This window comes from Amycolatopsis mongoliensis (assembly GCF_030285665.1).
GTDB lineage: Bacteria > Actinomycetota > Actinomycetes > Mycobacteriales > Pseudonocardiaceae > Amycolatopsis > Amycolatopsis mongoliensis.
This window is the reverse complement of record NZ_CP127295.1, coordinates 4,305,881-4,327,419: the sequence shown is the minus strand read 5'-3', so window position 1 is coordinate 4,327,419 and position 21,539 is coordinate 4,305,881. Positions and strand designations below refer to the sequence as shown.

Sequence of the window (21,539 nt, the reverse complement as noted above, 5' to 3'; positions counted from 1 at the left end):
CGAAGGCCGGCGAGCCCCGCCTCGGGGACCGAGGCGGGGAGCCGGAAGCCGGCGGGCTACCGCGGCTTGCGGCGCCAGAGACCGGTGACCACGGCCAGCGCGCGCGAACGCGGCGTCCGGGCGACGACCGGTTCGGGGCCGACCCGGCGGCGCATCCGATAGGCGAGCTCGAGTACCTCCAGGTCCTCGGGCCGGCGCCGGCCGTGAACGTCCGGCCGGAGCATCAGCTCCCCCACCGTGACGGGCTTGCCACTGGCACGGTGCACCGTGCGCGCCATCGGGAACCTCCGCTGAATTGGGCCTGCCGGGACCTGATGGCTGCTGATTCTATGAATCGAATTCGGGTTCGTCACCTTACTGGCCAGTTGTGTCCGGCGTGTTCGCCGGACCGGTCAACCGGAGCGTTAGCCTCGGCGCATGATCACCCTTGGGGGCCTCACCGCGGAAGACCGTCCGGCCTGGGAAAACCTGTTCGCCGGCTACAACACGTTCTACGGCAGGACGCTCGCACCCGAACTGATGGACCGCGCGTGGCGCGAGTTCGCCGGCGGCGAGCGGATGCACGCGCTCGGCGCGCGGCTCGACGGCGAACTCGTCGGCATCGCGCACTTCTTCACGCACGTCAGCACGACGTCCGCCGACGTCTGCTACCTGCAGGACCTGTTCACCGACTCCCGGGCGCGGGGCCGCGGGGTCGGCCGGGCACTCATCGAAGCCGTCGCCGACTGGGCGCGCGAGCGGGGTTGCGTCCGCGTCTACTGGCACACACAGACGTCGAACACCACCGCGCGGCGCCTCTACGACCAGGTCGCCCTCGACAAGGGGTTCATGCAGTACCAGATCCCGCTCGACGGCTGACGTCATCGGCGGTGGCGGCCACCGCCGCCGCAGTGGTGACCGTCCGCCGGGCGGTGGCCACCGGACATCGCCTGCCAGTCGGGCGGACCGCCGGGGCGGCCGCGCGACCAGATCGGGACGTCCGGGATTTCGTGCCGCACCGGAGCCGCCTGCTTCGGCGGGTGCGGTGATTTCCCCTTCCCGGCCGTCTTGCCGACTGCGGTGCCGACACCCTTCCCGACGATCTTGACCGCTTTCGCGAGCTTTCCGCGATGGGCGGGCGTGAGTCCGGAATTCGATTCCTGATGGACGGCAGCCGGAACTATTCCGCCCGGATCGACAGGTGCCGGTGCGGATTCCGGAGCGGGCTTCGCGGGCGGCACCACGACGTCCGCGGAAAACGGCACCAGCGCGGCCGCCGGGGGTTCCAGGCCGGCCGGCGGCCAGACCGCTCCCGCGCCCCGCTCGACCGGCATCGACACCGCGGTGGCGACCCCACCGGTCAGCGCCAGCGCGCCGGCGACCACGGAGAACACCCGCAGCCGGGCCAACGAGCGCAGCACCTGCGGTTTTTCCCGGTGCCGCGCCGGGGTGCCCGCCGTGCGGTGGCGGTCGTGCGCCGCGGCGGACCGGACGAGCAACTCGGCTACGGTGACCGCTTCGCTGCGCGGAGCCCTGCGTGCCATCAAACCCTCCACCCTGGGCCGACCGGACGCGGGCACTGCGTCCGGCCGGCCGATCATAGGAATGGTTCCGGGTCCTGTAAAGGCTCGCTCACCCAGAGTTTTCAGCCGAGCCTGCCGCCCCCGTCCACGTGCAGCACGGTGCCCGTGATGAACGGATTCGCCAGCACCTGCAAGGTCGCCGCCGCGACGTCCGCGGTGCGGCCCACCCGGCGCGCCGGGTTCGCGTCCGCGGTCCGGCGGAAGAAATCGTCCTTCCCGGCGCCGAGCCGGTCCCACGCACCGGAGTCGACGATGCCCGGGGAGATCGCGGTGACGCGGATCGGGGCGAGGTCGACCGCGAGCGCTTCCGCGAGGAACGCGACCGCGCCGTTCGTGGTGGCCATGACCGTCCGCTCGGGCGCGGGCCGCCAGGCCGCGACGCCGGAGAACAACGCGATGGCGCCGCCGTCCCGGAATCGCGGGGCGAAGTGCTTGGCCAGCATGAGCGGCCCGATCACCTTCGCGTCGAAGGCCCGCGTGACCGCGTCCCGCTCCAGCGCCGCGACCGGACCGTTCGCCGGGGCCCCGGCGAGCGTGACCAGGTAGTCGAGTTCCCCGGTTTCCGCGGCAAGCGCTTTCAGCGACGATTCGTCCCCGAGGTCCGCGAACGCGGCGCGAATACCGGGAACGTCGATCCGCGCCGGATTCCGCCCCGCCAAGGTGACTTCGGCGCCCGCCGCGTGCGCGTCCGCCGCGATCCGGCGCGCGATCCCCGACCCACCGCCGACGACGACCAGCCGCTTTCCTTCGAACGACATTTCCGTGCTCCTTTCGTCTCGCACACCGGAGTCAGCGCGGCAGGCGGCCGGAACAGTCCCGTCGCGATCCGAATGTTTTCGATGACTGCGATAGAATCGGCGAATGCCTACCCTGCGCGCGCTCGAGTGCCTGGTCGCGGTGCTCGACGCCGGGTCGATCACGGAGGCGGCCGCGCGGGTGCACCTCTCGCAGCCCGCGCTGTCGCACCAGATCGGCGCGCTCGAACGGGAACTGGGCACGCCGGTGCTCGAACGGCTGCCGCGCGGGGTCCGGCCGACCGCCACCGGGCGCGCGATCCTCGCCGACGCGCGGGCGGCGCTGGCCGCCGCCGAGCGCGTGGTCCGGACCGGGCGCGCGGTCGCCGGCGGCGGCGAGGGCACGCTGCGGATCGCTTGCGCGGAGAGCATGACGGCCGGGCTGCTCGCGCCGGTGCTGCGGAGCTGGCACCGGTACCGCCCGGGCGTGCTGATCACGCTGACCGAGACGACGAGTGCGGACGCGCTGGTGGCGGCCCTGGAGGCGGGCGAAGCGGACGTCGCGGTCGGGCCGCGGCCGAGCCGCTGGACCGGCGCGGCCGAAGTCGTGGGGCGCGAGGAGATCGTCGTCGCGCTGGCCGCCGACCACCCGCTCGCCACCCGGGCGGCGGTACCGATGGCCGACCTGGCCGGGGTGCCGGTGGTGCACTACCACCCGGACAACGGTCTCGGGAGCTGGCTCGACGAGGAGGCGGCGCGGCGCGGAACCGTGCTCGGCGCGGTGATGCGGACGAAGCAGGCGGCGACGGCGGCGCAGCTCGCGACGGCCGGACTGGGCGTGGCGCTGGTCCCGACCACCGCGCTGACCCGCACGTTCGCGGGAGCGCTGCGGCGGCTGAAGCCGGTTCTGCACCGCGATGTCGTCACGTTCACCGCGACGCCGTCGGATTCGCTCGTCCGGCGGTTTTCTTCGGACGTGCGCCACCGCGGGATCACCGTGCCCGGTGTCCTGCTGGACAAACTCTCCTCAGCGACCCGTTAAGTCCTGGTGAATGTGACAGATTCCCTACGAAGGTTTTGTGCCATCAGGACGAACTTCGCTTCGCGGCCTCGATTTCGCTGTGCCGTTCGCCAAAGTTCGGTTCCATCGGCTAGCTTGCTCCTACCGGTCAGTACCGGTGGGTGGGGCCGATCGGGTGAGGCGATCAGCGAAGATCGAGGGAAGCGGGGACGACCATGCCGAAGCACCGGCCACGTCGCAAGGGCACGCGCGGAGTCCGCCGCACCGCGGCCGCGCTCGCCGGCGGCGCGCTCGTCGTGCTGCCCACGCTGACCACCGGCCTGCCCACGCCGGTCGTCATCGCCGGCGCCGGGAACGCCCTGCCCGACCAGGCCGCCCCGCTGCAGCCGCCGAAGATCGTCATGCCGCCCGTCGCCGTCGACGGCAGCCTCCCCCAGCCGCCGCTGCCGACGCCGCTGGTCGTGCCCGGCGGCCACGCCGGCTCGGCGGGCATCTCGGGGCCGCTCGGCATCCCGGGGAGCATGCTCAAGGCGTACAAGAACGCCGCCGAGATCCTCGCGAAGGAACAGCCGAACTGCCACCTCGACTGGGCGCTGATCGCGAGCATCGGCCGGATCGAGTCGAACCACGCGCGCGGCGGGTACGTCAACGCCAACGGCGACACCCTCGAGCCCATCCTCGGCCCGGTGCTCAACGGCGCCGGCGCGTTCGCCGCGATCCCGGACACCGACGGCGGCAAGTACGACGGCGACGCCGTCTGGGACCGCGCGGTCGGCCCGACGCAGTTCATCCCGGGCACGTGGAAGGGCTACGCCTCCGACGGCAACGGCGACGGCGTCTCGAACCCGAACAACATCTACGACGAGACCCTGGCCACCGCGCGCTACCTGTGCTCGGGCGGGCTGGACCTGTCGACCGACGCGGGCCAGCGCATCGCGGTGCGCCGCTACAACAACTCGCAGTCCTATGTGGACACGGTGATGGCGTGGGCCGCGGCCTACCGCGGCGGGGTCGCCCAGCTGCCCGACAGCCAGGTGCCGATCGGCGCCCCCGACGCCCCGGACTCCGCCGCCGCGGGCAGTCCGGTCGGCGCGCCCGCCCCGCCGGCGCCGCCGGTGACCACCGAACCGCCGGACTCGCTGCCGGGCACCTCGACGCCGCCGACCACCACGTCACCGTCGTCGTCCACCCCGGCCACCACGCCGGGAAGCCCCACCACCGACCCGACGACGACCCCGCCGGCGTCCTCCACGACGCCGCCGCCGTCGACGACCACCACGCCCACGACCAGCACCGCGCCGACCAGCACCGCGGCCGATTCGGCGAGCACGCCCACCGGAACCACCACGACCAGCCCGACGGGATGAGCCCGGTGGAGCCGTTCCTGGTGCACATCCGCTGCGACACCGACGGCTACACCCATGCCGTCACCGAGGACGAGTTCGCGACGGGCCGGCACGACGGGCGGTTCCGCGCGGTGTGCGGGCACGTGGTGCTGGCGGCACCGATGATCGAGGCACCCGGCCGGTTCGACCCCGAGTGCCGGGACGTCCTGCGCGGGGGCACCGCACCGGAACCGTCGGTGCCCCGGCAGGAACGCCGCCGGTCGAGGTGGCGGAGCCGGCGCTAACCGACCAGCGCCTGGATGCCGTCGAGCATCCGGTCCAGGCCGAACTCGTAGGCCGTGTCGCCCTGGGCCTTCGCGCTCTCGTCGAAGCCGCCGCCGAGCCAGATCCGGTTCATCGCCGGGTGCGCGTCGACCACGAAGTAGTCCTCCCAGAACGTCGACCGCTGGTGCCACCACGCCTCGGTCGACTGCCCGGTGCTGCGCTCGAGCCGGGTGTTCTCCGCGCCGAGCGCCGCGTTCGCGTCGACGTACGTGCCGATCCCGTTGGCCGCGGCCACGGCCTGCCGCGGTGCCAGGCCCAGACCGTCCATGATGGACAGCAGGTACTCCTGCCCGGCCAGCTGACCGGGCCCGAGCGGCGGCCGGACCCGCGACACCTCGCACAGCCACGGGTGGGTGCGGTACGCCGCGCGCGTCCGCTCGGCGTAGAGCGCCACCTGCTCGCGCCAGTCCGCCGGACGCGGCTCGCCCGGCCCCGGCAGGCGCCGCTCGACGAGCACGTCGTCGACCATCAGGTCGACCAGCTCGGCCTTGCCGGGCACGTAGGTGTAGAGCGTCATCGTGCCGGCGCCGAGCTCCTTGGCGACGCGGTGCATCGACGCGGCGGACAGCCCGTCGGCGTCCGCGACCGCGATCGCCGCGGCGACGATCCGCTCGATCGTCAGCGTCGGCCGGCGTCCCCGGGTCGGCTCGGCGGCACCGCCGCGGGCACGCCAGAGCAGTGCGAGCGTCCGGTCCACGTTTTCGGCGCCAGTGCGTTCGGCGGTCATGCGCTCCCCTCGCTCCTCCGCCGAAGATCCTACCCGGGACGACCGCCCCACCTGGCATTCTGGAACGCATGACCCGACGCAAACCGCCCAAGGTCTCCTTCCGCTGGTGGATCGACCGGCAGATCGGCGAGGCCCGCGACCGCGGCGAGTTCGACAACCTTCCCGGCACCGGCAAGCCGCTGCCGAAGCCCACCGGCAACGACGCGGCGACCGACTGGGTGCTGCGGCAGGTCCGGGCCGGCGGCCACGACACGAAGGCGTTCCTGCCGCCGGCGCTCGCCCTCAAGCGCGAGGTCCAGGACCTGCCCGCCCGGCTCGCCGGCGAGCGGGCCGAACGGCGGGTGCGGGAGGTCGTCGAGGACCTCAACGAGCGGATCCGCCAGGCCTACCTCAACCACCACTCCGGCCCGCCGCTCACCGTGGCGCCGGTGGACGTCGAGGAAGCCGTCGAGGACTGGCGGCGCTCACGAGCCGCGTCGTAGCAGCGCCCGTTCCGCCGCGGTCCACGCCGTCGTCGTGAGCAGGTAGATCCCGGCGGCCTGCGGCACGACCAGCGTCGCGAGCACCGTGCCGTAGGGCAGCAACCGCAGCAGCTTGCCGCCCGGCACCTCCGCGGTCGCGTCGCGGTGACGGTCCTGCCATCGCACCGAGAACCACGCCACGACCGCCAGCCCGGCCGCGATCACGAACACGAGCGGGCTGCCGGCCAGGCCGTGCGCGCCCAGCGGCGTCCCGAACAGCGTCGCGCCGAGCAGCGAGTTGGGTTCGCCGCCGACCGTGGGCGTGGTGAAGAGCCGGTACATGACCATGAAGAACGGCAGCTGCAGCAGCATCGGCAGGCAGCCGACGAACAGCGAGGTCCCGGACTCCTGCTGCAGCTTCGTCATCTCCGCGGCCAGCCGCTCCCGGTCGCGGCCGTGCTCGGCCTGCAGGGCCCGGATTTCCGGCAGCAAGGCGGCCCGGGAGCGCTCGCCGCGGGCCGCCGACCGGGCGAGCGGGTGCAGCAGCAGCCGCACGCCGAGGGTGAACAGGACGATGGCCAGCGCCGTGGACAGCGGGCCGGTGAGCGTGTGGATCAGGTGGTACGCGCCCGCCACGGGCACGTCGAGAAAGCCGAACATGGGCAGCACTCCGCGAGAGTGGAAGGGATGGGGGTACGCGGAATGGCTGCGCTGGAAGGGTTCCTACGCAGCCGTGCTGCGGGAACCGGGTGCTCGTGGCCTGCTGCGCCCCGGGGCGCCGGGGTCACGCAGGCGGATCGACTCGGCGTGCCGGGCCCGGCGGCGCAGGGCGGTGACGCGGCTGCGCACCGGCGCCGACCACAGGGCGAGTTCGCTGCCGTGCGTGCTGCCGACCAGCAGCACGACCAAGAGGCTCGCGGCGGCGAGGGAGGCGAAGGCGACCAGCGTCGTCGGGCTGGTCACGACGGGGAACGCCAGCTCCAGCAGTGTGTTCACGGCGGCCGTCCCCCTTTCTCCGAGACCCCAGGGTAGCGGAACCGGGCTGTGACCCGGTCGTCCCGGGTAACAGCCCGATGGGCTGTAACCTGGTTCGATGAGAGGCCAACTCGTCGTCGTGCCGATCCTGGCGCTGCTCCTGCTGTTCACCGTTCCCTGGTGGACGCTCGTCCTCGCGCCGGACTGGGGCACGGCGGCCACGATCGCCGGCACCGCGGTGTTCGCGCTGGGCCTGGTGACCATGCCGGTCGCCATGGTCCGCGGCCACGGACGGCGCCAGCACGACGCCGGCGCCCGCCTCGGTGACTCGCTGCTGGCCGTGATCTGGGTGCTGTTCAGCTGGTCCGTGCTGAGCCTGGTGCTGCGCGCCGCGCTGCTCGGCGTCGACGACCCGGCGCGGTCGCGGATCGTGGCGGGCGTGACCTTCGTGGTGGCGGCCGGCCTGCTCGTGCACGGCAACCGCGTCGCCATGCGGGTGCCGCCGGTGAAGGCGACCGACGTCGTCATCCCGCGGCTCGGCCCGGGCCTCGACGGCCTGCGCGTCGCCGTCCTCACCGACACCCACTACGGCCCGATCGACCGGACGAAGTGGTCGGAGAAGGTCGTCGCGGCGGTCAACGCCCTCGAAGCGGACGTCGTCTGCCACGCCGGCGACCTCGCCGACGGCGCGGTGGCGAAGCGCCGCAAGCAGGTCGACCCGCTCGGCGGCGTCCAGGCCGCGCTCGGCCGGTTCTACATCACCGGCAACCACGAGTACTTCGGCGAAGCGCAGGCGTGGCTCGACCACATGGAGGGGCTCGGCTGGGACACCCTGCACAACCGCTCGACGCTCCTGGAACGCGACGGCGACCGCATCCTGTTCGCCGGCATCGACGACCCGACCGGAGCGGCCTCCGGCCTGCCCGGCCACGGCCCCGACCTGACCCTCGCGCTGGCCGACCGGCCGGCCGACGTCCCGGTCGTGTTGCTGGCACACCAGCCGAAGCAGGTCCGCCAGGCGCGGGAAGCCGACGTCGACCTGCAGATCTCCGGGCACACGCACGGCGGCCAGATCTGGCCGTTCCACCTCCTGGTGCGCCTCGACCAGCCGACGCTGTCGGGACTGACCCGGCACGGCCCGACCCAGCTGTACAACAGCCGGGGCACCGGGTTCTGGGGGCCGCCGTTCCGGATCTTCGCGCCCAGCGAGATCACGCTCCTCACCCTGCGCGCCGCCTGACCCAGCGCCCCAATGTGGCCTTCGGTGCGCTCAACGCACCGAAGGCCGCCTTCGGTGCGTTCAACGCAACCAAGGCCACCTTGGGGCGCTCGTCGCTTTCCGACAACTTTTCTTGTCTTGACAGCTCGAATCATCGGGTGCCACGCTGTCCGCCATGACCACCACCGCGATCCGCCCCCGCTCCCTCGCTCCTGCGACCACCCGTGGCCTGCTGACCTGCGGGATCCTCGCCGGGCCCGTCTTCGTCGGCACCGGTGTCGTCCAGGGCCTGACCCGCGCCGGCTTCGACTTCACGCGGCACCCCGCGAGCGTCCTGTCGAACGGCTCGCTCGGCTTCGTCCAGATCACGAACTTCCTGGTCACCGGCCTGTTGACGATCGCGGCCGCGGCCGGAATCCGGCGCGTCCTGCCCGGCCGGTGGGGGCCGAGACTGCTGACCGTCTACGGCGCCGGCCTGCTCTGCGCAGGCATCTTCCGCGCCGACCCGCAGGACGGCTTCCCGGCCGGCACGCCCGCCGGCCCGCCTGCGTCGATCAGCTGGCACGGGACGCTGCACTTCGCCGCCGGCGGCATCGGCTTCGCCGCCCTGGTCGCGGCCTGCTTCGCGATCGGCTCGCACCTCACGCCGGCCCGCGCGTGGTACTCGCGGCTCAGCGGGTTGCTGTTCCTCGCGGGCTTCGCGGGCGTAGCGTCCGGATCGACGAGCCCGGCCGTCACGCTCGGTTTCTGGGCTGCCGTGGTGATCGCCTTCGCCTGGCTCGCCACCACGTCCGCTCACCTGATGGCGCGAGGAGAGTCCCGATGAGCACGACGGTTTCCACCGACGGCACGAAGATCGCCTACACCCGCGCCGGGTCGGGTCCCGCGCTCGTCCTCGTCGACGGCGCGATGTGCTACCGCGGCTCGTCCCCGAACGACGCGCTCGCGAAGGAACTGGCCGCGCACTTCACCGTTCACACCTACGACCGCCGCGGTCGCGGTGAGAGCGCCGACACGGGGCCCTACGCGGTCGAGCGGGAGGTCGAGGACGTCGCCGCGCTGGTCAAGGAGGCGGGCGGGGAGGCGTTCCTGTTCGGCATCTCCTCCGGCGCCGCGCTGGCGCTCGAAGCGGCGCGCAGTCTGCCGGTGACCAAGCTGGCGGTGTACGAGCCGCCGTTCGTCGTCGACGGCACCCGCCCGCGCGTCCCGGCCGGCTACCCGGCCCGCCTCGACGCCGCTTTGGCCGCGGGGAAGCGCGGCCAGGCGGTGAAGATGTTCATGACCGAAGGCGTCGGCCTGGGCGGCGCGATGGTGGCGATGATGCGGATCATGCCGTTCTGGGCGAAGCTCAAGCGAGCGGCCCACACGCTCCCGTACGACACGGCCTTGGTCGTCGAGCACCAGGCCGGGACACCGCTGCCGGCGGCGTGGCCGGAGGTGAAGGTCCCGGCGCTGGCCGTGGACGGCGGCCGCAGCCCGGACTGGATGCGCAACGGCGTGGCATCGCTGGCGAAGGTGCTGCCGTCGGCGGAGTACAAGACGCTGCCGGGCCAGACGCACATCGTGAAGGCGGCGGCGCTGGCCCCGGTGCTGACGGACTTCTACCTGAGCTAGCGCCCTCGTCACACCCCCTTGCCCGGTCGATCACCGACCGGGCAGGGTGCAGGCGTGCCCACCCGCGCCCTGGTCTTCGACTTCGACGGCACCCTCGCCGACACCGAATCCGCCGTCCTGCAGTCGTGGCGGGAGGTGTTCCGCGACCACGGGGTCGAGCTGCCGATGGAAGCCTGGTACGCCGTCATCGGCACGCAGCACACCACGCCCGCGATGTTCGCCCTGCTCGCCGAGCACGTCCCCGGCATCGATCCCGAAGCGCTGCGGCCGGTCACCCGGGCCCGGGTGCTGAAACTCCTCGAAAAGCTCGGCACGCGCGATGGCGTCCGAAGCTACCTGGAGACCGCGAAGGACCACGGTCTCAAGCTGGCCGTCGCCTCCAGCTCGTCCGGCGCCTGGGTGAACCCGCACCTCGAACGGCTCGGCATCGCGAGCTACTTCGACGCCGTCCTCACCGGGGACCTCCACAAGGCCAAGCCCGACCCGGACCTCTACCTCGCCGCGCTCGACGCCCTCGACGTCCTTCCCGGGGAGTCCATCGCCTTCGAGGACACGCCCCACGGCGTCACCTCGGCCAAGGCCGCCGGGCTGACCTGCGTCGCCGTGCCGAACGCCATCACCGAGAGCCTCGACTTCGGCCAGGCGGACGTCGTGCTGCCGTCGTTCACCGCCAAGACCCTCGAGGCGCTGCTCAGCCGCTGACCAGCGCCAGCAGCCGGTCCAGGAACGGCAGCTGGCCCTTCACCAGCTTCTCCCGGGCGACGTCGAGGGAGAACCACGCCACCCGGTCGACCTCGGGGAACTCCTGCTGCTTTCCCGAGCGAGGCGGCCACTCCATGGTGAACGTCCCGGGCACGACCGCCGCCGGGTCGAGGTCGGCTTCGACCGCCCACGCCGTGACGACCTTGCCGCCCGACTGCTTCACCTCGCCCAGCGGGACGTACTCACCGTCCGGCGCGGGCAGGCCGAGCTCCTCCTCGAACTCGCGCCGCGCCGCGTGCTCCGGCGGCTCGTCCGGGTCCAGCTCGCCCTTCGGCAGCGACCACGCCGCCGCGTCCTTCTTCGCCCAGAACGGCCCGCCCATGTGCCCGAGCAGCACTTCGACGTCCTCGCCCCGCCCGCGGTGGAGCAGGAGCCCGGCACTGCGTTTGCCCGCCATCGACACAGTCTGCCGAAAGATTCCCAAGATTTTTCCGCGGGGTTGTCGATCCGGGGAGAACCCACTCGACGCGTAGGCAGAAGGCAAGGAACACCCCAGGGAAGGAACCTCCGATGACCACCACGATCACCACCGAGACCCAGACCGCCGCCACCCGCACCGAGACCAAGAGCCCGGCCACCGGCATCGTCGTCGGCGCCTCGCGGATCGTGATCTCGTTCCTGTTCGGCTTCCACGGCCTCCAGGGATTCGGCTTCTTCGGTGGCATCGACGGCCAGGGCGGCGGCGTCCCGTTCGGCTCGTTCCCCGGCTGGTGGGGCAGCGTCTTCGAGCTCGCGGGTGCGGTACTGCTCCTCGTCGGGCTCGCCAGCAGGCCGGCCGCGATCCTGCTGTCCGGCGTGATGGCCTACGCCTACTTCACCGTGCACGCCCCGATGGGCCTGCTGCCGCTGCAGAACATGGGCGAGCCTGCCGCCGTCTACTCGTGGATCTTCCTGCTGTTCGCCGCGATCGGCCCGGGCCGCTTCGCCCTCGACACCCTCATCAAGCGCCGTAGCCGCTGAAGGAAGACCGAGCGCGCGGTCCGATCAGTAGCCGCCCTGGGCGGCCGCGAGGTCGGACCGCGCCATCACGTGTTCCATCAGGCTGGTCAGCACCTGCTTCGTCGACTCCCGCTCGCGGGCGTCGCACAGCAGCAGCGGGACGTCCATGCCGACGTCGAGCGCCTGCCGGACCTCCTCGGTGCCGTAGCGGTACGCGCCGTCGAAGCAGTTCACGCCGACGACGAACGGCAGGTTGCGCCGCTCGAAGAAGTCGACCGCCGCGAAGCAGCTGTCCAGCCGGCGGGTGTCGGCCAGCACGACGGCGCCGAGCGCGCCCTCCGCCAGCTCGTCCCACATGAACCAGAACCGGTCCTGCCCCGGCGTGCCGAAGAGGTAGAGGATCAGGTCGGGGTTGATCGTGATGCGGCCGAAGTCGAGCGCGACCGTCGTGGTGGTCTTCTGCTCGATCCCCGAGAGGTCGTCGACCCCTTCGGACGCGGTCGTGATGACCTCTTCGGTCCGCAGCGGCGGCACTTCGCTCACCGAACCGACCATCGTGGTCTTGCCGACCCCGAACCCGCCGGCGATGAGTACCTTGACCGCGGTCGCGGTCAGGTTCCGCCGGGGGTCAGAGTTTCCGGATGCCATCAAGGACCGCCTGCAATACGTGTCGGTTGGGGGTTTCCTGCACCGGTGCCGCGGTACGGAACAGCACCAGGTTCTGCTCGATGAGGTCGCTGAGCATCACCTTGACCACGGGCAGCGGGAGATCGACCCGCGCGGCCACCTCGGCCACCGAGACCGGCCGCTGGCACAGGGCGATGATGCGCGCGTACTCCGGTTCGAGCATGCCCGCCTCGTGCGCGGTGCGCAGCGCGACGACGAGCGTGATGAGGTCGAGCCCGAGCGTGTCCGACCGGGTGCGGCCGCCCGTGACCGCGTAGGACCGGACCAGCGGGCCGGCCTCGTCGTCGAACCAGGCTTCGTGCCGTCCGGTCATGGCGACGTGGGCAGGACGCCGGCGCCGGTCCGCGGAGCCGAGGTGAGCACCTGCCCGACCCGCTTCACCATCAGGTTCATTTCGTACGCGACGAGGCCCATGTCCGCGTCTTCGCGGGCCAGCAGGGCGAGGCAGGCGCCCCGCCCGGCCGCCGTCACGAACAGGAACGCGTGGTCCATCTCGACCATCGTCTGGCGCACGTTGCCGCCGCCGAAGTGCCGTCCGGTGCCGCGCGCCAGGCTTTGGAACGCCGAGGCGACCGCCGAGAGGTGTTCGGCGTCCTCTTCGGAGAGGTTCCCCGACCGCCCGATGAGCAGGCCGTCCGAGGACAGGACCACCGCGCGGTCCGCCCCGGCGACCCGCTTGACGAGGTCGTCCAGCAGCCAGTCGAGCTCACTGACGCCTGAGTTGGCCATTACTCGCGCTCTCCGTACCTGTCGTCGTTCTCAGCCGGTTCTTCGTCACGGGCCCGGCGGGTGCCCTGCTGGAAGGCGGACAGCCGGCTGCGGGCGGCTTCCGGCGAGTCCAGCCTGACCTCTTCGCGCTCCTGTGCGGGCCTATCTTCCCGCAACTGGGGCACGAGGCTCTGCTGACGTCGCCGTTGCGGCAGCGGCGGGCGGCCGGGCGCCTCCGGGCGGCGCGGCTGCTGCGGCCGGCCTTCCGGGATCGCGGGCCGCGGCTCCGACGGCGGCCACACCGGCGGCTGCGCGGCGGGGCGGGCCGGGCGCGACGTCCGGGCGGGCGGGGCCGCGGGACGCACCGGGGCGATCGGCTGGGCCTGCGTCGGCTGGCTGACCGGCTCGGAGACGGACCCGACGGACACCGGCGTCGGCACGGACGGCGGCTGCGCCGGGGCCGGCGGCGGCACCGGCACCGGCGGGGCGGGCGGAACCGGGTCGGGCTGGGACACCGGCAGCGGCGGCTCGGTCCGGTGGCGGGCCGGGCGGCGAACCGGCCGCCGCAGCGGCGCGACCTCGTCGTTCACCGGCTCCGGCTCGACCGGGTTCGGCACGAGCTCCGGCTTCGGCGGGGTGATCGGCTGCTCCGGCTCGGACTCGGTGAGCGGGGCGAGCAGGTCGGTGCGCACCAGCACGATGGCCCGGGTGCCGCCGTAGGCCGACTCCCGCAGGTGGACCTGGATGCCGTGGCGGGCGGCCAGCCGCGCGACCACGAACAGGCCCAGGCGCGGTTCGTCGGACAGGGCCATGATCCCGAAGTCCGGCGGGGCGGCCAGCATCGCGTTGATCTCTTCGGTCTGGTCCGGCTCGAGCCCGAGGCCCTGGTCCTCGACCTCGATCACGACGCCCTTGCCGACCACGTTGCCGCGGACCTCGACCCGCGACTGCGGCGGCGAGAACGACGTCGCGTTGTCGATCAGCTCGGCGAGCAGGTGCACGAGGTCGCCGACGACCGGGCCGCGGATGGCGATCTGCGGCAGCGCCGCCGTCTTGACCCGGGCGAAGTCCTCGGTCTCGGCGGACGCGCCGCGGACCAGCTCGGCCAGCCCGACCGGGTTGCGCCACTGCCGGCCCGGCTGCCCGCCACCGAGGATGATCAGGTTCTCGGCGTTGCGGCGGGCGCGGGTGGAGAGGTGGTCGAGCTGGAACAGGGTGTCCAGCTGCTCCGGGTCCTCCTGCTTGCGCTCGGCCTGGTCGAGCACCTTGAGCTGGCGGTGCACGATGACCTGGCTGCGGTGGGCGATGTTGAGGAACACCGCCTTGGTGCCTTCCTTGGTCTTCGCCTCGTCGATGGCGGCCGCGATGGCGGTCTGCTGCGCCTTGTTGAACGCGTCGGCGACCTGGCCGATCTCGTCGGTGCCGTGGTCGAGGAAGTGCCCGCCCTCTTCGAGGTCGACGGGCTCGCCCGCCTGGACCCGGGCGACCAGCTCGGGCAGCCGGACCTCGGCGGCGTCGAGGGTGTCCTCGCGCAGCCGGTGCAGCCGGCCGATGAGCCGGTTCGACAGCCGGACGGCGACGAACACCACGAAGACCGCGAACAGGACGGCGATCACACCGGCGATCAGCGACTCGGTGAACGTCGAGTCGGCGTCGTCGATCGCCGCCTGGCTCGCGTTGGAGCTCTGCGCCACGAAGATGCCCATCAGGGCGTCGCCGACCTGGCGGGCGGCCGTGCGCCACTGGTCCTGCGCCACCGGCAGCTTCGACAGGTCGCCGCGCAGGAACGCGGTCTCGACCTGGGTCACCGTCTGCCACGGCTGGCTGGCCAGCAACTGGTCGTACTTCGCCTTGACCTCGGGGATCATCTTCGGCGCCGACGCGTCGAGCTGGGCGTGGTAGGCACCGACCTGGCCGACGTAGGTGCGGAACTCGTCGTTGCCGAGCCCGCCCGCGGCCAGCCCGGCCGCGGCGAGCGCGTCACTGCGCTGCATCGCGTCCGCCGCGGTGAACAGCGGGATGGCCGTCAGCCGGTCGAACGCGTTCTGCGCGCCACGGGCGTTCTGCGCCAGCCCGGCGACGCCGTCGGTGAACTGGTCGATCATCTTGTTGTAGAAGGTGAAGGCCTGGAGCATCTGCACCTGGCCGCCGTCGACCGCCTGGCGGGTCTGCGGCAGCTGCTGGAAGAGCCCGAAGAACGTGGCGATGTTCTTCTGGACGCTCGGCGGCGTCCCGGCGTAGTCGGCGAAGTTGTCCTTGAGGTTCTCGATCTCCTTCGCGGCGGTCGCGTCCACCTTCGGGCGGACGGCCGCGAGCACGGCGCGCTGGTTGCCCTGGCCGGCGAGCAGGCTCAGCGTCGCCTGGCGCTCCTGCTGCAGCGCGGCGAAGAACGGGATCGCCGGAGCTTCCGAGTTCCGGATCTTGGTCGTGTAGTCGCGAGCCGTGACCGCGTCGTAGATGAGGTACCCCGCGAGCGCCACACCGACGAGCAGCAGGGCCACACTGGGGATCAGCGCGATCGTGAGCACGCGCTTCCGAATCGAGGATCCCCGGTTGCGTCGAAGAGAAATCTGCTTCACCTGGGTCCGTTTTCCTTCCGGCAGTACATGGTTTCGGGTCGCCCGAGGCGGTCAACACCCGGATTCCGACCAGCCGGATCAACATCACCGTGGTCTGCTTCGCCCGCGACGACGTTATGCAGCCCTCCAGGGCGCGTCAAGTCCGTGGCGATAACGTGATCTTGGAACGGTGACCCCTCCACACTTGCTGCCTGCGCTTGGAAAGTCCACCACCGAAAGTCGTGACGTTCGTCCCAGCGCTACTTCCGTTCCGTACCTTGGGTGCAGGCTCTCCGGTGGTGCGATCGACCCAAGCGCCGGGGCCGCGGCCGCTACGTACGAACGCGGCGAATCGTTCGGTGAGAAAGGTCACGACCTCGTCCTCGCCTCACCTTCCGGCCCCTTCGTTCGGCATGGCGACCCTCCGCAAAGCGGAAATGCACGGCATTCGACGCCATCGCCTCGGATTCCTCGGGGAGCGAGCCGGAATTCCCACCATTCCGCATGTGCGATGGTTCGGCCACACCGCGTGGCAGCCCCGAAAGACCCGGAACCGGTTCCGCCACCGTCACCCCCGGAACTCGGCGGCGAGGGTGTTCCAGAACTGCAGCTCGTAGCTCTGGAAGAGCCGCGCGCAGAGGTGGGCTTCGCGTTCGTCGAGCCGGCGCGCGTCGAGCCCGGCCTGGATGGCGGCGAGTGCTTGTTCCTCAATTTCCGGAACGTCCGCAGCGAAGAAGTCGAAGAACGCGCAGGCGTCGTCGGCGAAGCCGTAGTGCTCGCGCATGCCGGCGGCGACGTCCTTGCAGTACCGGCCGAAGGCGGCGAAGTTCGCGTAGATCCCGGCCGCGGTCGCCGACGATTCGCCGTTCAGCGCGAGCCACGCGACGTACGCCGGGTAGGCCTGGCAGCCCGCGCGCGGGCGTTCCTCGCCGTGGTCCGGACCAGCGGCCGCGATCAACGCGTCGAGCATCCCGTTCGCCTGTTGCTCCCCCGGCGCGAGACCGCCGAAGAAAGTGCGTGCGTGCGGTTCGTCGGCGCGAGCGGCGAGCGCGTGGAAGCTCCGCCAGTCGCTGAGCGTGATCCGCTTCTCCTCCGCGGCGAGCGCCGCGAACACCGCGCGCGGCGCCCGGCCCGCGGTGATCGACGGGACGAGCAGGTTGTCGTCGTCGCGGGGCGCGAGCTCCCGCTGGATCTCGTCGAGCAGTGCGCGAGCCGAGCGCGTCATCGGTTCCCCCCGGAGTCGGTCGTCCCCTCCATTGAAGCGCGGTTCGCGCGCGGCCGCCCGTGTGCACTGTGGACGGTCGTGAGGAGCTGACCGTGCGAGTGCGCGTAAAGGGGGCGTTTGACGTGGCCGCGATTCTCTATCCACCCGGCGCGAGAGCCAATACAGTGTGGCTTTCCGCCGCTTTCGAGGAGGCCAGCGTTGACCACCCCGTCCGTCGCCGAGCAGACCGAAGGCCTGACGATCCCGCGGCTGCTGCACCGCAATGCGGTCGAGTACCCGGACCTGCCGGCGATCACCTCGCTCGACCTCGAAGGCAAGCCGACACTCAGCTGGCTGGAGTTCCGCACCGCGATCGCGGAGGTGTCCCGCGGCCTCGCCGGGCTCGGGCTCACCAAGGGTGACCGCATGCTGATCATGGCGCCCGGCTGCCCGGACCACATCATCGCCGACCTCGCCGCGACGCACCTGTCCGCGATCCCGTGCACCGCCTACGCAACGCTCAGCCCGGACCAGATCCGGTTCGTCGCCCGGCACAGTGCGGCGCCGGTCGTGGTGCTCGGCGGGGAGAGCGAACTGACGCGCTGGCAGCCGGTGCTCGAAGACCTCCCGGCCCTGCGCCACATCGTCGTGATGGACGCGGCCGCGATCCCCGGCGGGGACGACCGGTTCCTCTCCTTCGCCGACCTCCGCGCCCGGGGCCGGGAAGCGCTTGCCGCCGACCCCGGCGTCTTCGAGCGGTCCTGGCAGGAGATCAAGCCGGACGACCCGCTGTCCATGATCTACACCTCCGGCACGACCGGCGACCCCAAGGGCGTCGTGCTGTCGCACCGCAACGCGATCCACCAGGCGTACGCGGTGACGGAGCTGCACCACCCGCCGATGCACGCGACGAACATCGCGTACCTGCCGCTCGCGCACATCGCCGAGCGGGAGCTGTCGATCTACCTGCCGATCGTGTGGGCCGGCCACGTGCACACGCTCGCCGATCCGTCCGGCGTCGTCGGCGCGCTCGGCCAGGTGCACCCGGAGAGCTTCTTCGGCGTCCCGCGCGTGTGGGAGAAAATGGTCGCGGGGCTGAAGAACATGCTCGGCGGCGTGCCCGAGGACAAGCGCACCGCGTTGCTGCAGGCGAACGAGCTGCTGCAGCAGGGCTACAAGCTGCGCAGCGCCGGGCAGCCGGTGCCCGAGGAGCTGGCCGAGAAGATCAAGCAGACCGACGAGACCGCGCTCGCCCCGATCCGCGCGCTGCTCGGGCTCGACAAGGTGCTGGTCGCGTCCAGCGGCGCGGCCGCCCTGCCGGTGGAGATCATCTACTTCCTGGCCGGCCTCGGCGTCGAGATCTGCGAGGTCTGGGGTCTGTCGGAGACGACCGGGGCGGCGACGTCGAACTCCGGTGAGCACTTCCGCGCGGGCACGGTCGGCAAACCCCTCGCCGACGTCGAGGTGAAGGTCGCCGAAGACGGCGAGCTGCTGGTGCGCGGGCCGATCGTCTTCCTCGGCTACCTGCAGGAGGACGGGACGATCAAGGACGCCACCGACGCCGACGGCTGGTACGCCACCGGCGACATCGGCACGATCGACGAAGACGGCTTCGTGACGATCACCGACCGCAAGAAGGAACTGATCATCACCTCGAGCGGCAAGAACATCGCGCCGACCCGCGTCGAGGGCCTGCTCAAGGAGCACCCGCTGATCGGCCAGGCGGTCGCGATCGGCGACGACCGGCCGTACGTGACGGCACTGATCGTGCTCGACGACGAGATCGCGCCCGGCTGGGCCGCGGCGAACGGCGTCGAAGCGGCGCCCGAGGAGCTCGCCGACCACCCGGCCGTGCGGGCCGAGCTGGAACGCGCGGTCGAATCGGCGAACAGCAGGCTGGCCCGGATCGAGCAGATCAAGCGCTACCACGTGCTGCCGAAGGCGTGGACGCCCGAGTCCGGCGAGCTGACCCCGACGCTCAAGCTCAAGCGCCGGGTCATCAACGACCGCTACTCGGCCGACATCGAGGCCCTCTACGCGGCGGCCCGCGCCCCCGAACCCGCCGCCGGCGCGTAGCCCACTCGCCACTTTCTCCAGGAAAGATGCGTCCGAAGGCCCCCCGGACGCATCTTTCCTAGGGAAAGCTCGGCTTTGAAGAGCAAAGTGGTCAGGCGGTACGGGGCGAAGTGTCGGTCCACTTGCGCAGCCGCGGCGGGACGCGCTTTTCCAGGCCGTAGTTCTCCAGGTGGGCGGAGAAGACCTCGTCGAACGCCTTCTGCACGGTCTCGGTGTCCCACACCGGGCGCTCGAGGATCGGCTGCTTGAGGAACGGCTGGCCCATGACGTGCAGCTGCGGGCCGTTGCACCGGATCATCTGGCCGGTGATGCCGTGCGAGCCGTCGCCGAGCAGGAACAGCACCACCGGCGCGATCCGCGACGGCGTGCGGTCCGGCGGGCAGGCGCGCAGCGAGCGCTCGGACTTCCACACCATCCGCGTGTGCGCAAGTGGGCAGACGGCGTTGACGCGGATCCCGGCCTCCTCGAGGTCGAGCGCCCAGGAGTAGGTCAGCGAGGCGACCGCGCCCTTGCTCGCCGCGTACACGCCGAGCTTGCGCTGCCCGAGCGACGCACCCGAAGAGATGTTGACGATCGAACCGCCGGTACCGGCGTCGACCATCGCCTTGATCGCGGCCAGCCCGGTGTTCACCACGCCCATGACGTTGACCCCGACGAGCTCGCGCGCCTGCTCGGCGTCGTCTTCCCAGGGCAGTGCCTCGTAGTTCAGGCCGGCGTTGTTGACCAGCCCGTCGATCCCGCCGAACTCCTTGACGCACAGGTCGACGATCTCCTGCGCCTCCCCGGCCTCGGCCACGCTGTGCCCGCTGGCCACGGCGCGGCCACCGTGCGCGCGGATGTTCTCCGCCGTCCGCTCGGCGAGCTCGACGTCGATGTCGTTGACGACCACCGACCCGCCCGCGCGCGCGACGTGCACCGCGAACGCCTCGCCCAGGCCACGGCCGGCGCCGGTCACCACGACCGCCCTGCCCTGCATCAACCCGTCCATCGTCATCTCCCCGCTCTGCGCGCGCCGGCGGCGGCGCGGTCCGTCCACCCCGGCCGGCTCTGGGTCCAGTCTTGGCCCATTCGGTCCAGTGGGGCATGGTCGCGACGACGAGCGGCTGCCGCTCTGCGCCGAGCGAATCCGGTTCGATCAGTCCGGAGGTACCCACGCGCCGGTCACGGCCAATCACGGCCCCTCGTCGGCGGCGTAACCCGATCGGCTCCGAAGGGAGCAGTGACGCGCGTTCCGGGAACGTCGGCGCGTAGTCGGCGGCATACTGTCAGTGCTTGCAGCCGGTCGACCGTGACTCCCCCGGATGGGGCCGTCACTGGCGAGGCACAATGCGGACGGTCCATGTTCACTCGATCGGGGGACGGTGGTTACGAGGTGACGACGCGCGCTACCCCCCGGCTCCGGGCCGTCCTGGCCAACCGGGAGTTCCGCGCGCTGTGGTTCGCCGAAACGCAGTCGATGCTCGGCGACCAGCTGACCATCGTCGCGCTGGCCATCCTGATCTTCGACCGGACCGGGTCGCCGCTGCTCTCGGCCGTCGTCTACTCGCTGACGTTCCTGCCCGCGCTCGCCGGCGGGCTCGGGTTGTCCCAGCTCGCGGACCGGTTCCCGCGGCGCGCGGTGCTGACGGCCGGCTCGCTCGCGCAGGCCGCGCTGATCGGGCTGATGGCCGTGCCCGGGATGCCGATGGGCTGGCTGTTCGTCCTCTTCGTCTTCGCCCGGCTGGCGAACGCGCCGTGCAACGCGGCGCAGAACGCGCTCGGCCGGGAGATCTTCGCCGACGACGACGTCTACCTGCAGAGCCAGGACCTGCGCGGGATCACGAACAACACGGCGATGCTGGCCGGACTCGCCGCCGGCGGTCTGCTGGTGACCGGCGTCGGCACGTCGTGGGCCCTGGCGATCGACGCGGTGACGTTCCTGGTCGCCGCCGTCGCCGTGCGGCTGGCGATCCTGCGGCGACCGGCCGCGGGGGACGGCGGCGCCCCCTGGTTCGGCGCCGTCCGGCAGGTTTTCGGCGACGAACGGCTGCGCGTGCTGCTCTACCTGTCGTGGCTCGTCGGCCTCGCGGTGATCCCGGAGGGCCTCGCCGCGCCGCTCGCCGCACAACTGGGCGCGGGCGACCAAGCGGTGGGCTGGCTGCTGGCGGCCGATCCGCTGGGCTTCGTCGTCGGGACGTTCCTGCTTTCGCGGTTCGTCTCGACGGAGCACCGCCGCCGGCTGCTGGGAGTGCTGGCCGCGCTGCCGCTGGCCGCGCTCGCGGCGTTCGCGCTGCGCCCGGGCCTGGCGCTCGCACTGGTCCTGCTTGCGCTGGCCGGTGCGACGGGCGCATATGTCATCACGGTGTCGGCCACGTTCATCACGTGGGTGCCCAACGACATCCGGGGCAGCGCCGGCGGGCTCTACCGGACGGGGCTGCGGGTGGCCCAGGGCGTGGGCGTGGGCATCGGCGGGCTGGTGGCCCAATGGGTCGGCTCCGCGAACGCGACGATCGCGCTCGCGGGGGCGCTGGGACTGCTGCTGGCGGTGCCGGTCGCGGTGTCGTGGCGCCGGGTCGGCGGTGCGGAACCGGAATCGCGGCTGTCATGAGCGGGTGCGGGGATCAGAAGTCACGGTTGGCCATC

At 71.9% G+C, this 21,539-nt stretch carries 25 protein-coding genes; 12 read left to right on the top strand and 13 right to left on the bottom strand.

Annotated features, from left to right (window positions below):
- Window positions 1-56: 56 nt before the first annotated feature.
- Window positions 57-278 carry a hypothetical protein gene (locus QRX60_RS21200; protein ID WP_286002494.1) on the bottom strand — a complete coding sequence of 74 codons (222 nt, stop codon included), beginning with the start codon at window positions 276-278 and terminating at the stop codon, window positions 57-59.
- Between the two features lie 139 nt (window positions 279-417).
- Between QRX60_RS21200 and QRX60_RS21195 the strand changes: the two genes are divergently transcribed.
- Complete coding sequence (locus QRX60_RS21195) at window positions 418-858, top strand: GNAT family N-acetyltransferase (RefSeq protein ID WP_286002493.1); 441 nt, start codon at window positions 418-420, stop codon at window positions 856-858.
- A gap of 2 nt (window positions 859-860) precedes the next feature.
- Here QRX60_RS21195 and QRX60_RS21190 read toward each other — a convergent pair whose 3' ends face one another.
- Window positions 861-1,523 (bottom strand): hypothetical protein, encoded by a 663-nt coding sequence (locus QRX60_RS21190; RefSeq protein WP_286002492.1) that lies wholly within the window; start codon window positions 1,521-1,523, stop codon window positions 861-863.
- A gap of 101 nt (window positions 1,524-1,624) precedes the next feature.
- Window positions 1,625-2,320 carry an SDR family oxidoreductase gene (locus tag QRX60_RS21185; RefSeq protein ID WP_286002491.1) on the bottom strand — a complete coding sequence of 232 codons (696 nt, stop codon included), beginning with the start codon at window positions 2,318-2,320 and terminating at the stop codon, window positions 1,625-1,627.
- Between the two features lie 103 nt (window positions 2,321-2,423).
- Between QRX60_RS21185 and QRX60_RS21180 the strand changes: the two genes are divergently transcribed.
- The 3 genes from QRX60_RS21180 (at window position 2,424) to QRX60_RS21170 (ending at window position 4,947) form a co-directional block, all read left to right on the top strand.
- Window positions 2,424-3,338, top strand: coding sequence for a LysR family transcriptional regulator (locus tag QRX60_RS21180; RefSeq protein ID WP_286002490.1), 915 nt, complete (start codon window positions 2,424-2,426; stop codon window positions 3,336-3,338).
- A gap of 194 nt (window positions 3,339-3,532) precedes the next feature.
- A complete protein-coding gene (locus tag QRX60_RS21175; RefSeq protein ID WP_286002489.1) occupies window positions 3,533-4,684 on the top strand; it encodes a lytic transglycosylase domain-containing protein in 1,152 nt (383 codons plus the stop codon).
- Window positions 4,681-4,947: a hypothetical protein gene (locus tag QRX60_RS21170; RefSeq protein WP_286002488.1), complete on the top strand. Its 267-nt coding sequence runs from the start codon at window positions 4,681-4,683 to the stop codon at window positions 4,945-4,947. The genes QRX60_RS21175 and QRX60_RS21170 overlap by 4 nt, the downstream gene beginning before the upstream one ends.
- On the opposite strand, the gene QRX60_RS21165 is transcribed toward QRX60_RS21170, so the two are convergent.
- A complete protein-coding gene (locus tag QRX60_RS21165; RefSeq protein WP_286002487.1) occupies window positions 4,944-5,714 on the bottom strand; it encodes a TetR/AcrR family transcriptional regulator in 771 nt (256 codons plus the stop codon). The two genes, QRX60_RS21170 and QRX60_RS21165, sit on opposite strands and share 4 nt — an antisense overlap.
- Before the next feature lie 68 nt (window positions 5,715-5,782).
- Here QRX60_RS21165 and QRX60_RS21160 point away from each other — a divergent pair, with 68 nt between their 5' ends.
- Entirely contained in the window at window positions 5,783-6,196 is a 414-nt protein-coding gene (locus tag QRX60_RS21160) for a DnaJ family domain-containing protein (protein ID WP_286002486.1), read from the top strand.
- Here the strand turns inward: QRX60_RS21160 and QRX60_RS21155 are convergent.
- Complete coding sequence (locus tag QRX60_RS21155) at window positions 6,179-6,835, bottom strand: YidC/Oxa1 family membrane protein insertase (protein WP_286002485.1); 657 nt, start codon at window positions 6,833-6,835, stop codon at window positions 6,179-6,181. The two genes, QRX60_RS21160 and QRX60_RS21155, sit on opposite strands and share 18 nt — an antisense overlap.
- 63 nt (window positions 6,836-6,898) lie before the next feature.
- On the bottom strand, window positions 6,899-7,171 hold the full coding sequence (locus QRX60_RS21150; protein WP_286002484.1) for a DUF6412 domain-containing protein: 273 nt from the start codon (window positions 7,169-7,171) through the stop codon (window positions 6,899-6,901).
- A gap of 97 nt (window positions 7,172-7,268) precedes the next feature.
- Between QRX60_RS21150 and QRX60_RS21145 the strand changes: the two genes are divergently transcribed.
- The 4 genes from QRX60_RS21145 to QRX60_RS21130 all read left to right on the top strand — a co-directional run bounded on the left by QRX60_RS21145 (window position 7,269) and on the right by QRX60_RS21130 (window position 10,685).
- Complete coding sequence (locus tag QRX60_RS21145; protein ID WP_286002483.1) at window positions 7,269-8,390, top strand: metallophosphoesterase; 1,122 nt, start codon at window positions 7,269-7,271, stop codon at window positions 8,388-8,390.
- Between the two features lie 154 nt (window positions 8,391-8,544).
- Window positions 8,545-9,195, top strand: a complete 651-nt coding sequence (locus tag QRX60_RS21140) for a DUF998 domain-containing protein (protein ID WP_286002482.1) — start codon at window positions 8,545-8,547, stop codon at window positions 9,193-9,195.
- Entirely contained in the window at window positions 9,192-9,983 is a 792-nt protein-coding gene (locus tag QRX60_RS21135; RefSeq protein ID WP_286002481.1) for an alpha/beta fold hydrolase, read from the top strand. Before QRX60_RS21140 ends, QRX60_RS21135 begins: the two co-directional genes overlap by 4 nt.
- Window positions 9,984-10,037: 54 nt before the next feature.
- Window positions 10,038-10,685 (top strand): HAD family hydrolase, encoded by a 648-nt coding sequence (locus tag QRX60_RS21130; RefSeq protein ID WP_286002480.1) that lies wholly within the window; start codon window positions 10,038-10,040, stop codon window positions 10,683-10,685.
- Here QRX60_RS21130 and QRX60_RS21125 read toward each other — a convergent pair.
- Window positions 10,675-11,142, bottom strand: coding sequence for an NUDIX domain-containing protein (locus tag QRX60_RS21125; RefSeq protein ID WP_286002479.1), 468 nt, complete (start codon window positions 11,140-11,142; stop codon window positions 10,675-10,677). The two genes, QRX60_RS21130 and QRX60_RS21125, sit on opposite strands and share 11 nt — an antisense overlap.
- A 113-nt stretch (window positions 11,143-11,255) precedes the next feature.
- Here QRX60_RS21125 and QRX60_RS21120 point away from each other — a divergent pair, with 113 nt between their 5' ends.
- Window positions 11,256-11,705 (top strand): DoxX family protein, encoded by a 450-nt coding sequence (locus QRX60_RS21120; RefSeq protein WP_286002478.1) that lies wholly within the window; start codon window positions 11,256-11,258, stop codon window positions 11,703-11,705.
- Between the two features lie 24 nt (window positions 11,706-11,729).
- Here QRX60_RS21120 and QRX60_RS21115 read toward each other — a convergent pair whose 3' ends face one another.
- The 5 genes from QRX60_RS21115 to QRX60_RS21095 all read right to left on the bottom strand — a co-directional run bounded on the left by QRX60_RS21115 (window position 11,730) and on the right by QRX60_RS21095 (window position 16,862).
- Window positions 11,730-12,332: a GTP-binding protein gene (locus QRX60_RS21115; protein WP_086674902.1), complete on the bottom strand. Its 603-nt coding sequence runs from the start codon at window positions 12,330-12,332 to the stop codon at window positions 11,730-11,732.
- Complete coding sequence (locus QRX60_RS21110) at window positions 12,313-12,684, bottom strand: DUF742 domain-containing protein (protein ID WP_286002477.1); 372 nt, start codon at window positions 12,682-12,684, stop codon at window positions 12,313-12,315. The genes QRX60_RS21115 and QRX60_RS21110 overlap by 20 nt, the downstream gene beginning before the upstream one ends.
- Entirely contained in the window at window positions 12,681-13,100 is a 420-nt protein-coding gene (locus QRX60_RS21105) for a roadblock/LC7 domain-containing protein (protein WP_284745731.1), read from the bottom strand. Before QRX60_RS21105 ends, QRX60_RS21110 begins: the two co-directional genes overlap by 4 nt.
- Window positions 13,100-15,607, bottom strand: coding sequence for a sensor histidine kinase (locus tag QRX60_RS21100; protein ID WP_286003659.1), 2,508 nt, complete (start codon window positions 15,605-15,607; stop codon window positions 13,100-13,102). The genes QRX60_RS21105 and QRX60_RS21100 overlap by 1 nt, the downstream gene beginning before the upstream one ends.
- A gap of 598 nt (window positions 15,608-16,205) precedes the next feature.
- On the bottom strand, window positions 16,206-16,862 hold the full coding sequence (locus tag QRX60_RS21095) for a transcriptional regulator (RefSeq protein WP_286002476.1): 657 nt from the start codon (window positions 16,860-16,862) through the stop codon (window positions 16,206-16,208).
- A 198-nt stretch (window positions 16,863-17,060) separates the two neighbouring features.
- Here QRX60_RS21095 and QRX60_RS21090 point away from each other — a divergent pair, with 198 nt between their 5' ends.
- Window positions 17,061-18,917: an AMP-dependent synthetase/ligase gene (locus tag QRX60_RS21090; protein ID WP_286002475.1), complete on the top strand. Its 1,857-nt coding sequence runs from the start codon at window positions 17,061-17,063 to the stop codon at window positions 18,915-18,917.
- Window positions 18,918-19,008: 91 nt separating this feature from the next.
- On the opposite strand, the gene QRX60_RS21085 is transcribed toward QRX60_RS21090, so the two are convergent.
- Window positions 19,009-19,905 (bottom strand): SDR family NAD(P)-dependent oxidoreductase, encoded by an 897-nt coding sequence (locus tag QRX60_RS21085; RefSeq protein WP_286002474.1) that lies wholly within the window; start codon window positions 19,903-19,905, stop codon window positions 19,009-19,011.
- 351 nt (window positions 19,906-20,256) lie between these two features.
- Between QRX60_RS21085 and QRX60_RS21080 the strand changes: the two genes are divergently transcribed.
- On the top strand, window positions 20,257-21,504 hold the full coding sequence (locus QRX60_RS21080) for an MFS transporter (protein ID WP_286002473.1): 1,248 nt from the start codon (window positions 20,257-20,259) through the stop codon (window positions 21,502-21,504).
- The last annotated feature ends 35 nt before the right edge of the window (window positions 21,505-21,539 follow it).

Bases quoted from the DNA above. Each gene is read 5' to 3' on its own strand.
- QRX60_RS21190 (WP_286002492.1), bottom strand. From the start codon at position 1,523: ATGGCACGCAGGGCTCCGCGCAGCGAAGCGGTCACCGTAGCCGAGTTG.
- QRX60_RS21140 (WP_286002482.1), top strand. From the start codon at position 8,545: ATGACCACCACCGCGATCCGCCCCCGCTCCCTCGCTCCTGCGACCACC.
- QRX60_RS21105 (WP_284745731.1), bottom strand. From the start codon at position 13,100: ATGGCCAACTCAGGCGTCAGTGAGCTCGACTGGCTGCTGGACGACCTC.
- QRX60_RS21165 (WP_286002487.1), bottom strand. From the start codon at position 5,714: ATGACCGCCGAACGCACTGGCGCCGAAAACGTGGACCGGACGCTCGCA.
- QRX60_RS21125 (WP_286002479.1), bottom strand. From the start codon at position 11,142: ATGGCGGGCAAACGCAGTGCCGGGCTCCTGCTCCACCGCGGGCGGGGC.
- QRX60_RS21095 (WP_286002476.1), bottom strand. From the start codon at position 16,862: ATGACGCGCTCGGCTCGCGCACTGCTCGACGAGATCCAGCGGGAGCTC.
- QRX60_RS21110 (WP_286002477.1), bottom strand. From the start codon at position 12,684: ATGACCGGACGGCACGAAGCCTGGTTCGACGACGAGGCCGGCCCGCTG.
- QRX60_RS21115 (WP_086674902.1), bottom strand. From the start codon at position 12,332: ATGGCATCCGGAAACTCTGACCCCCGGCGGAACCTGACCGCGACCGCG.
- QRX60_RS21170 (WP_286002488.1), top strand. From the start codon at position 4,681: ATGAGCCCGGTGGAGCCGTTCCTGGTGCACATCCGCTGCGACACCGAC.
- QRX60_RS21200 (WP_286002494.1), bottom strand. From the start codon at position 278: ATGGCGCGCACGGTGCACCGTGCCAGTGGCAAGCCCGTCACGGTGGGG.
- QRX60_RS21160 (WP_286002486.1), top strand. From the start codon at position 5,783: ATGACCCGACGCAAACCGCCCAAGGTCTCCTTCCGCTGGTGGATCGAC.
- QRX60_RS21080 (WP_286002473.1), top strand. From the start codon at position 20,257: ATGTTCACTCGATCGGGGGACGGTGGTTACGAGGTGACGACGCGCGCT.
- QRX60_RS21135 (WP_286002481.1), top strand. From the start codon at position 9,192: ATGAGCACGACGGTTTCCACCGACGGCACGAAGATCGCCTACACCCGC.
- QRX60_RS21120 (WP_286002478.1), top strand. From the start codon at position 11,256: ATGACCACCACGATCACCACCGAGACCCAGACCGCCGCCACCCGCACC.
- QRX60_RS21180 (WP_286002490.1), top strand. From the start codon at position 2,424: ATGCCTACCCTGCGCGCGCTCGAGTGCCTGGTCGCGGTGCTCGACGCC.
- QRX60_RS21175 (WP_286002489.1), top strand. From the start codon at position 3,533: ATGCCGAAGCACCGGCCACGTCGCAAGGGCACGCGCGGAGTCCGCCGC.
- QRX60_RS21195 (WP_286002493.1), top strand. From the start codon at position 418: ATGATCACCCTTGGGGGCCTCACCGCGGAAGACCGTCCGGCCTGGGAA.
- QRX60_RS21145 (WP_286002483.1), top strand. From the start codon at position 7,269: ATGAGAGGCCAACTCGTCGTCGTGCCGATCCTGGCGCTGCTCCTGCTG.
- QRX60_RS21085 (WP_286002474.1), bottom strand. From the start codon at position 19,905: ATGGACGGGTTGATGCAGGGCAGGGCGGTCGTGGTGACCGGCGCCGGC.
- QRX60_RS21155 (WP_286002485.1), bottom strand. From the start codon at position 6,835: ATGTTCGGCTTTCTCGACGTGCCCGTGGCGGGCGCGTACCACCTGATC.
- QRX60_RS21185 (WP_286002491.1), bottom strand. From the start codon at position 2,320: ATGTCGTTCGAAGGAAAGCGGCTGGTCGTCGTCGGCGGTGGGTCGGGG.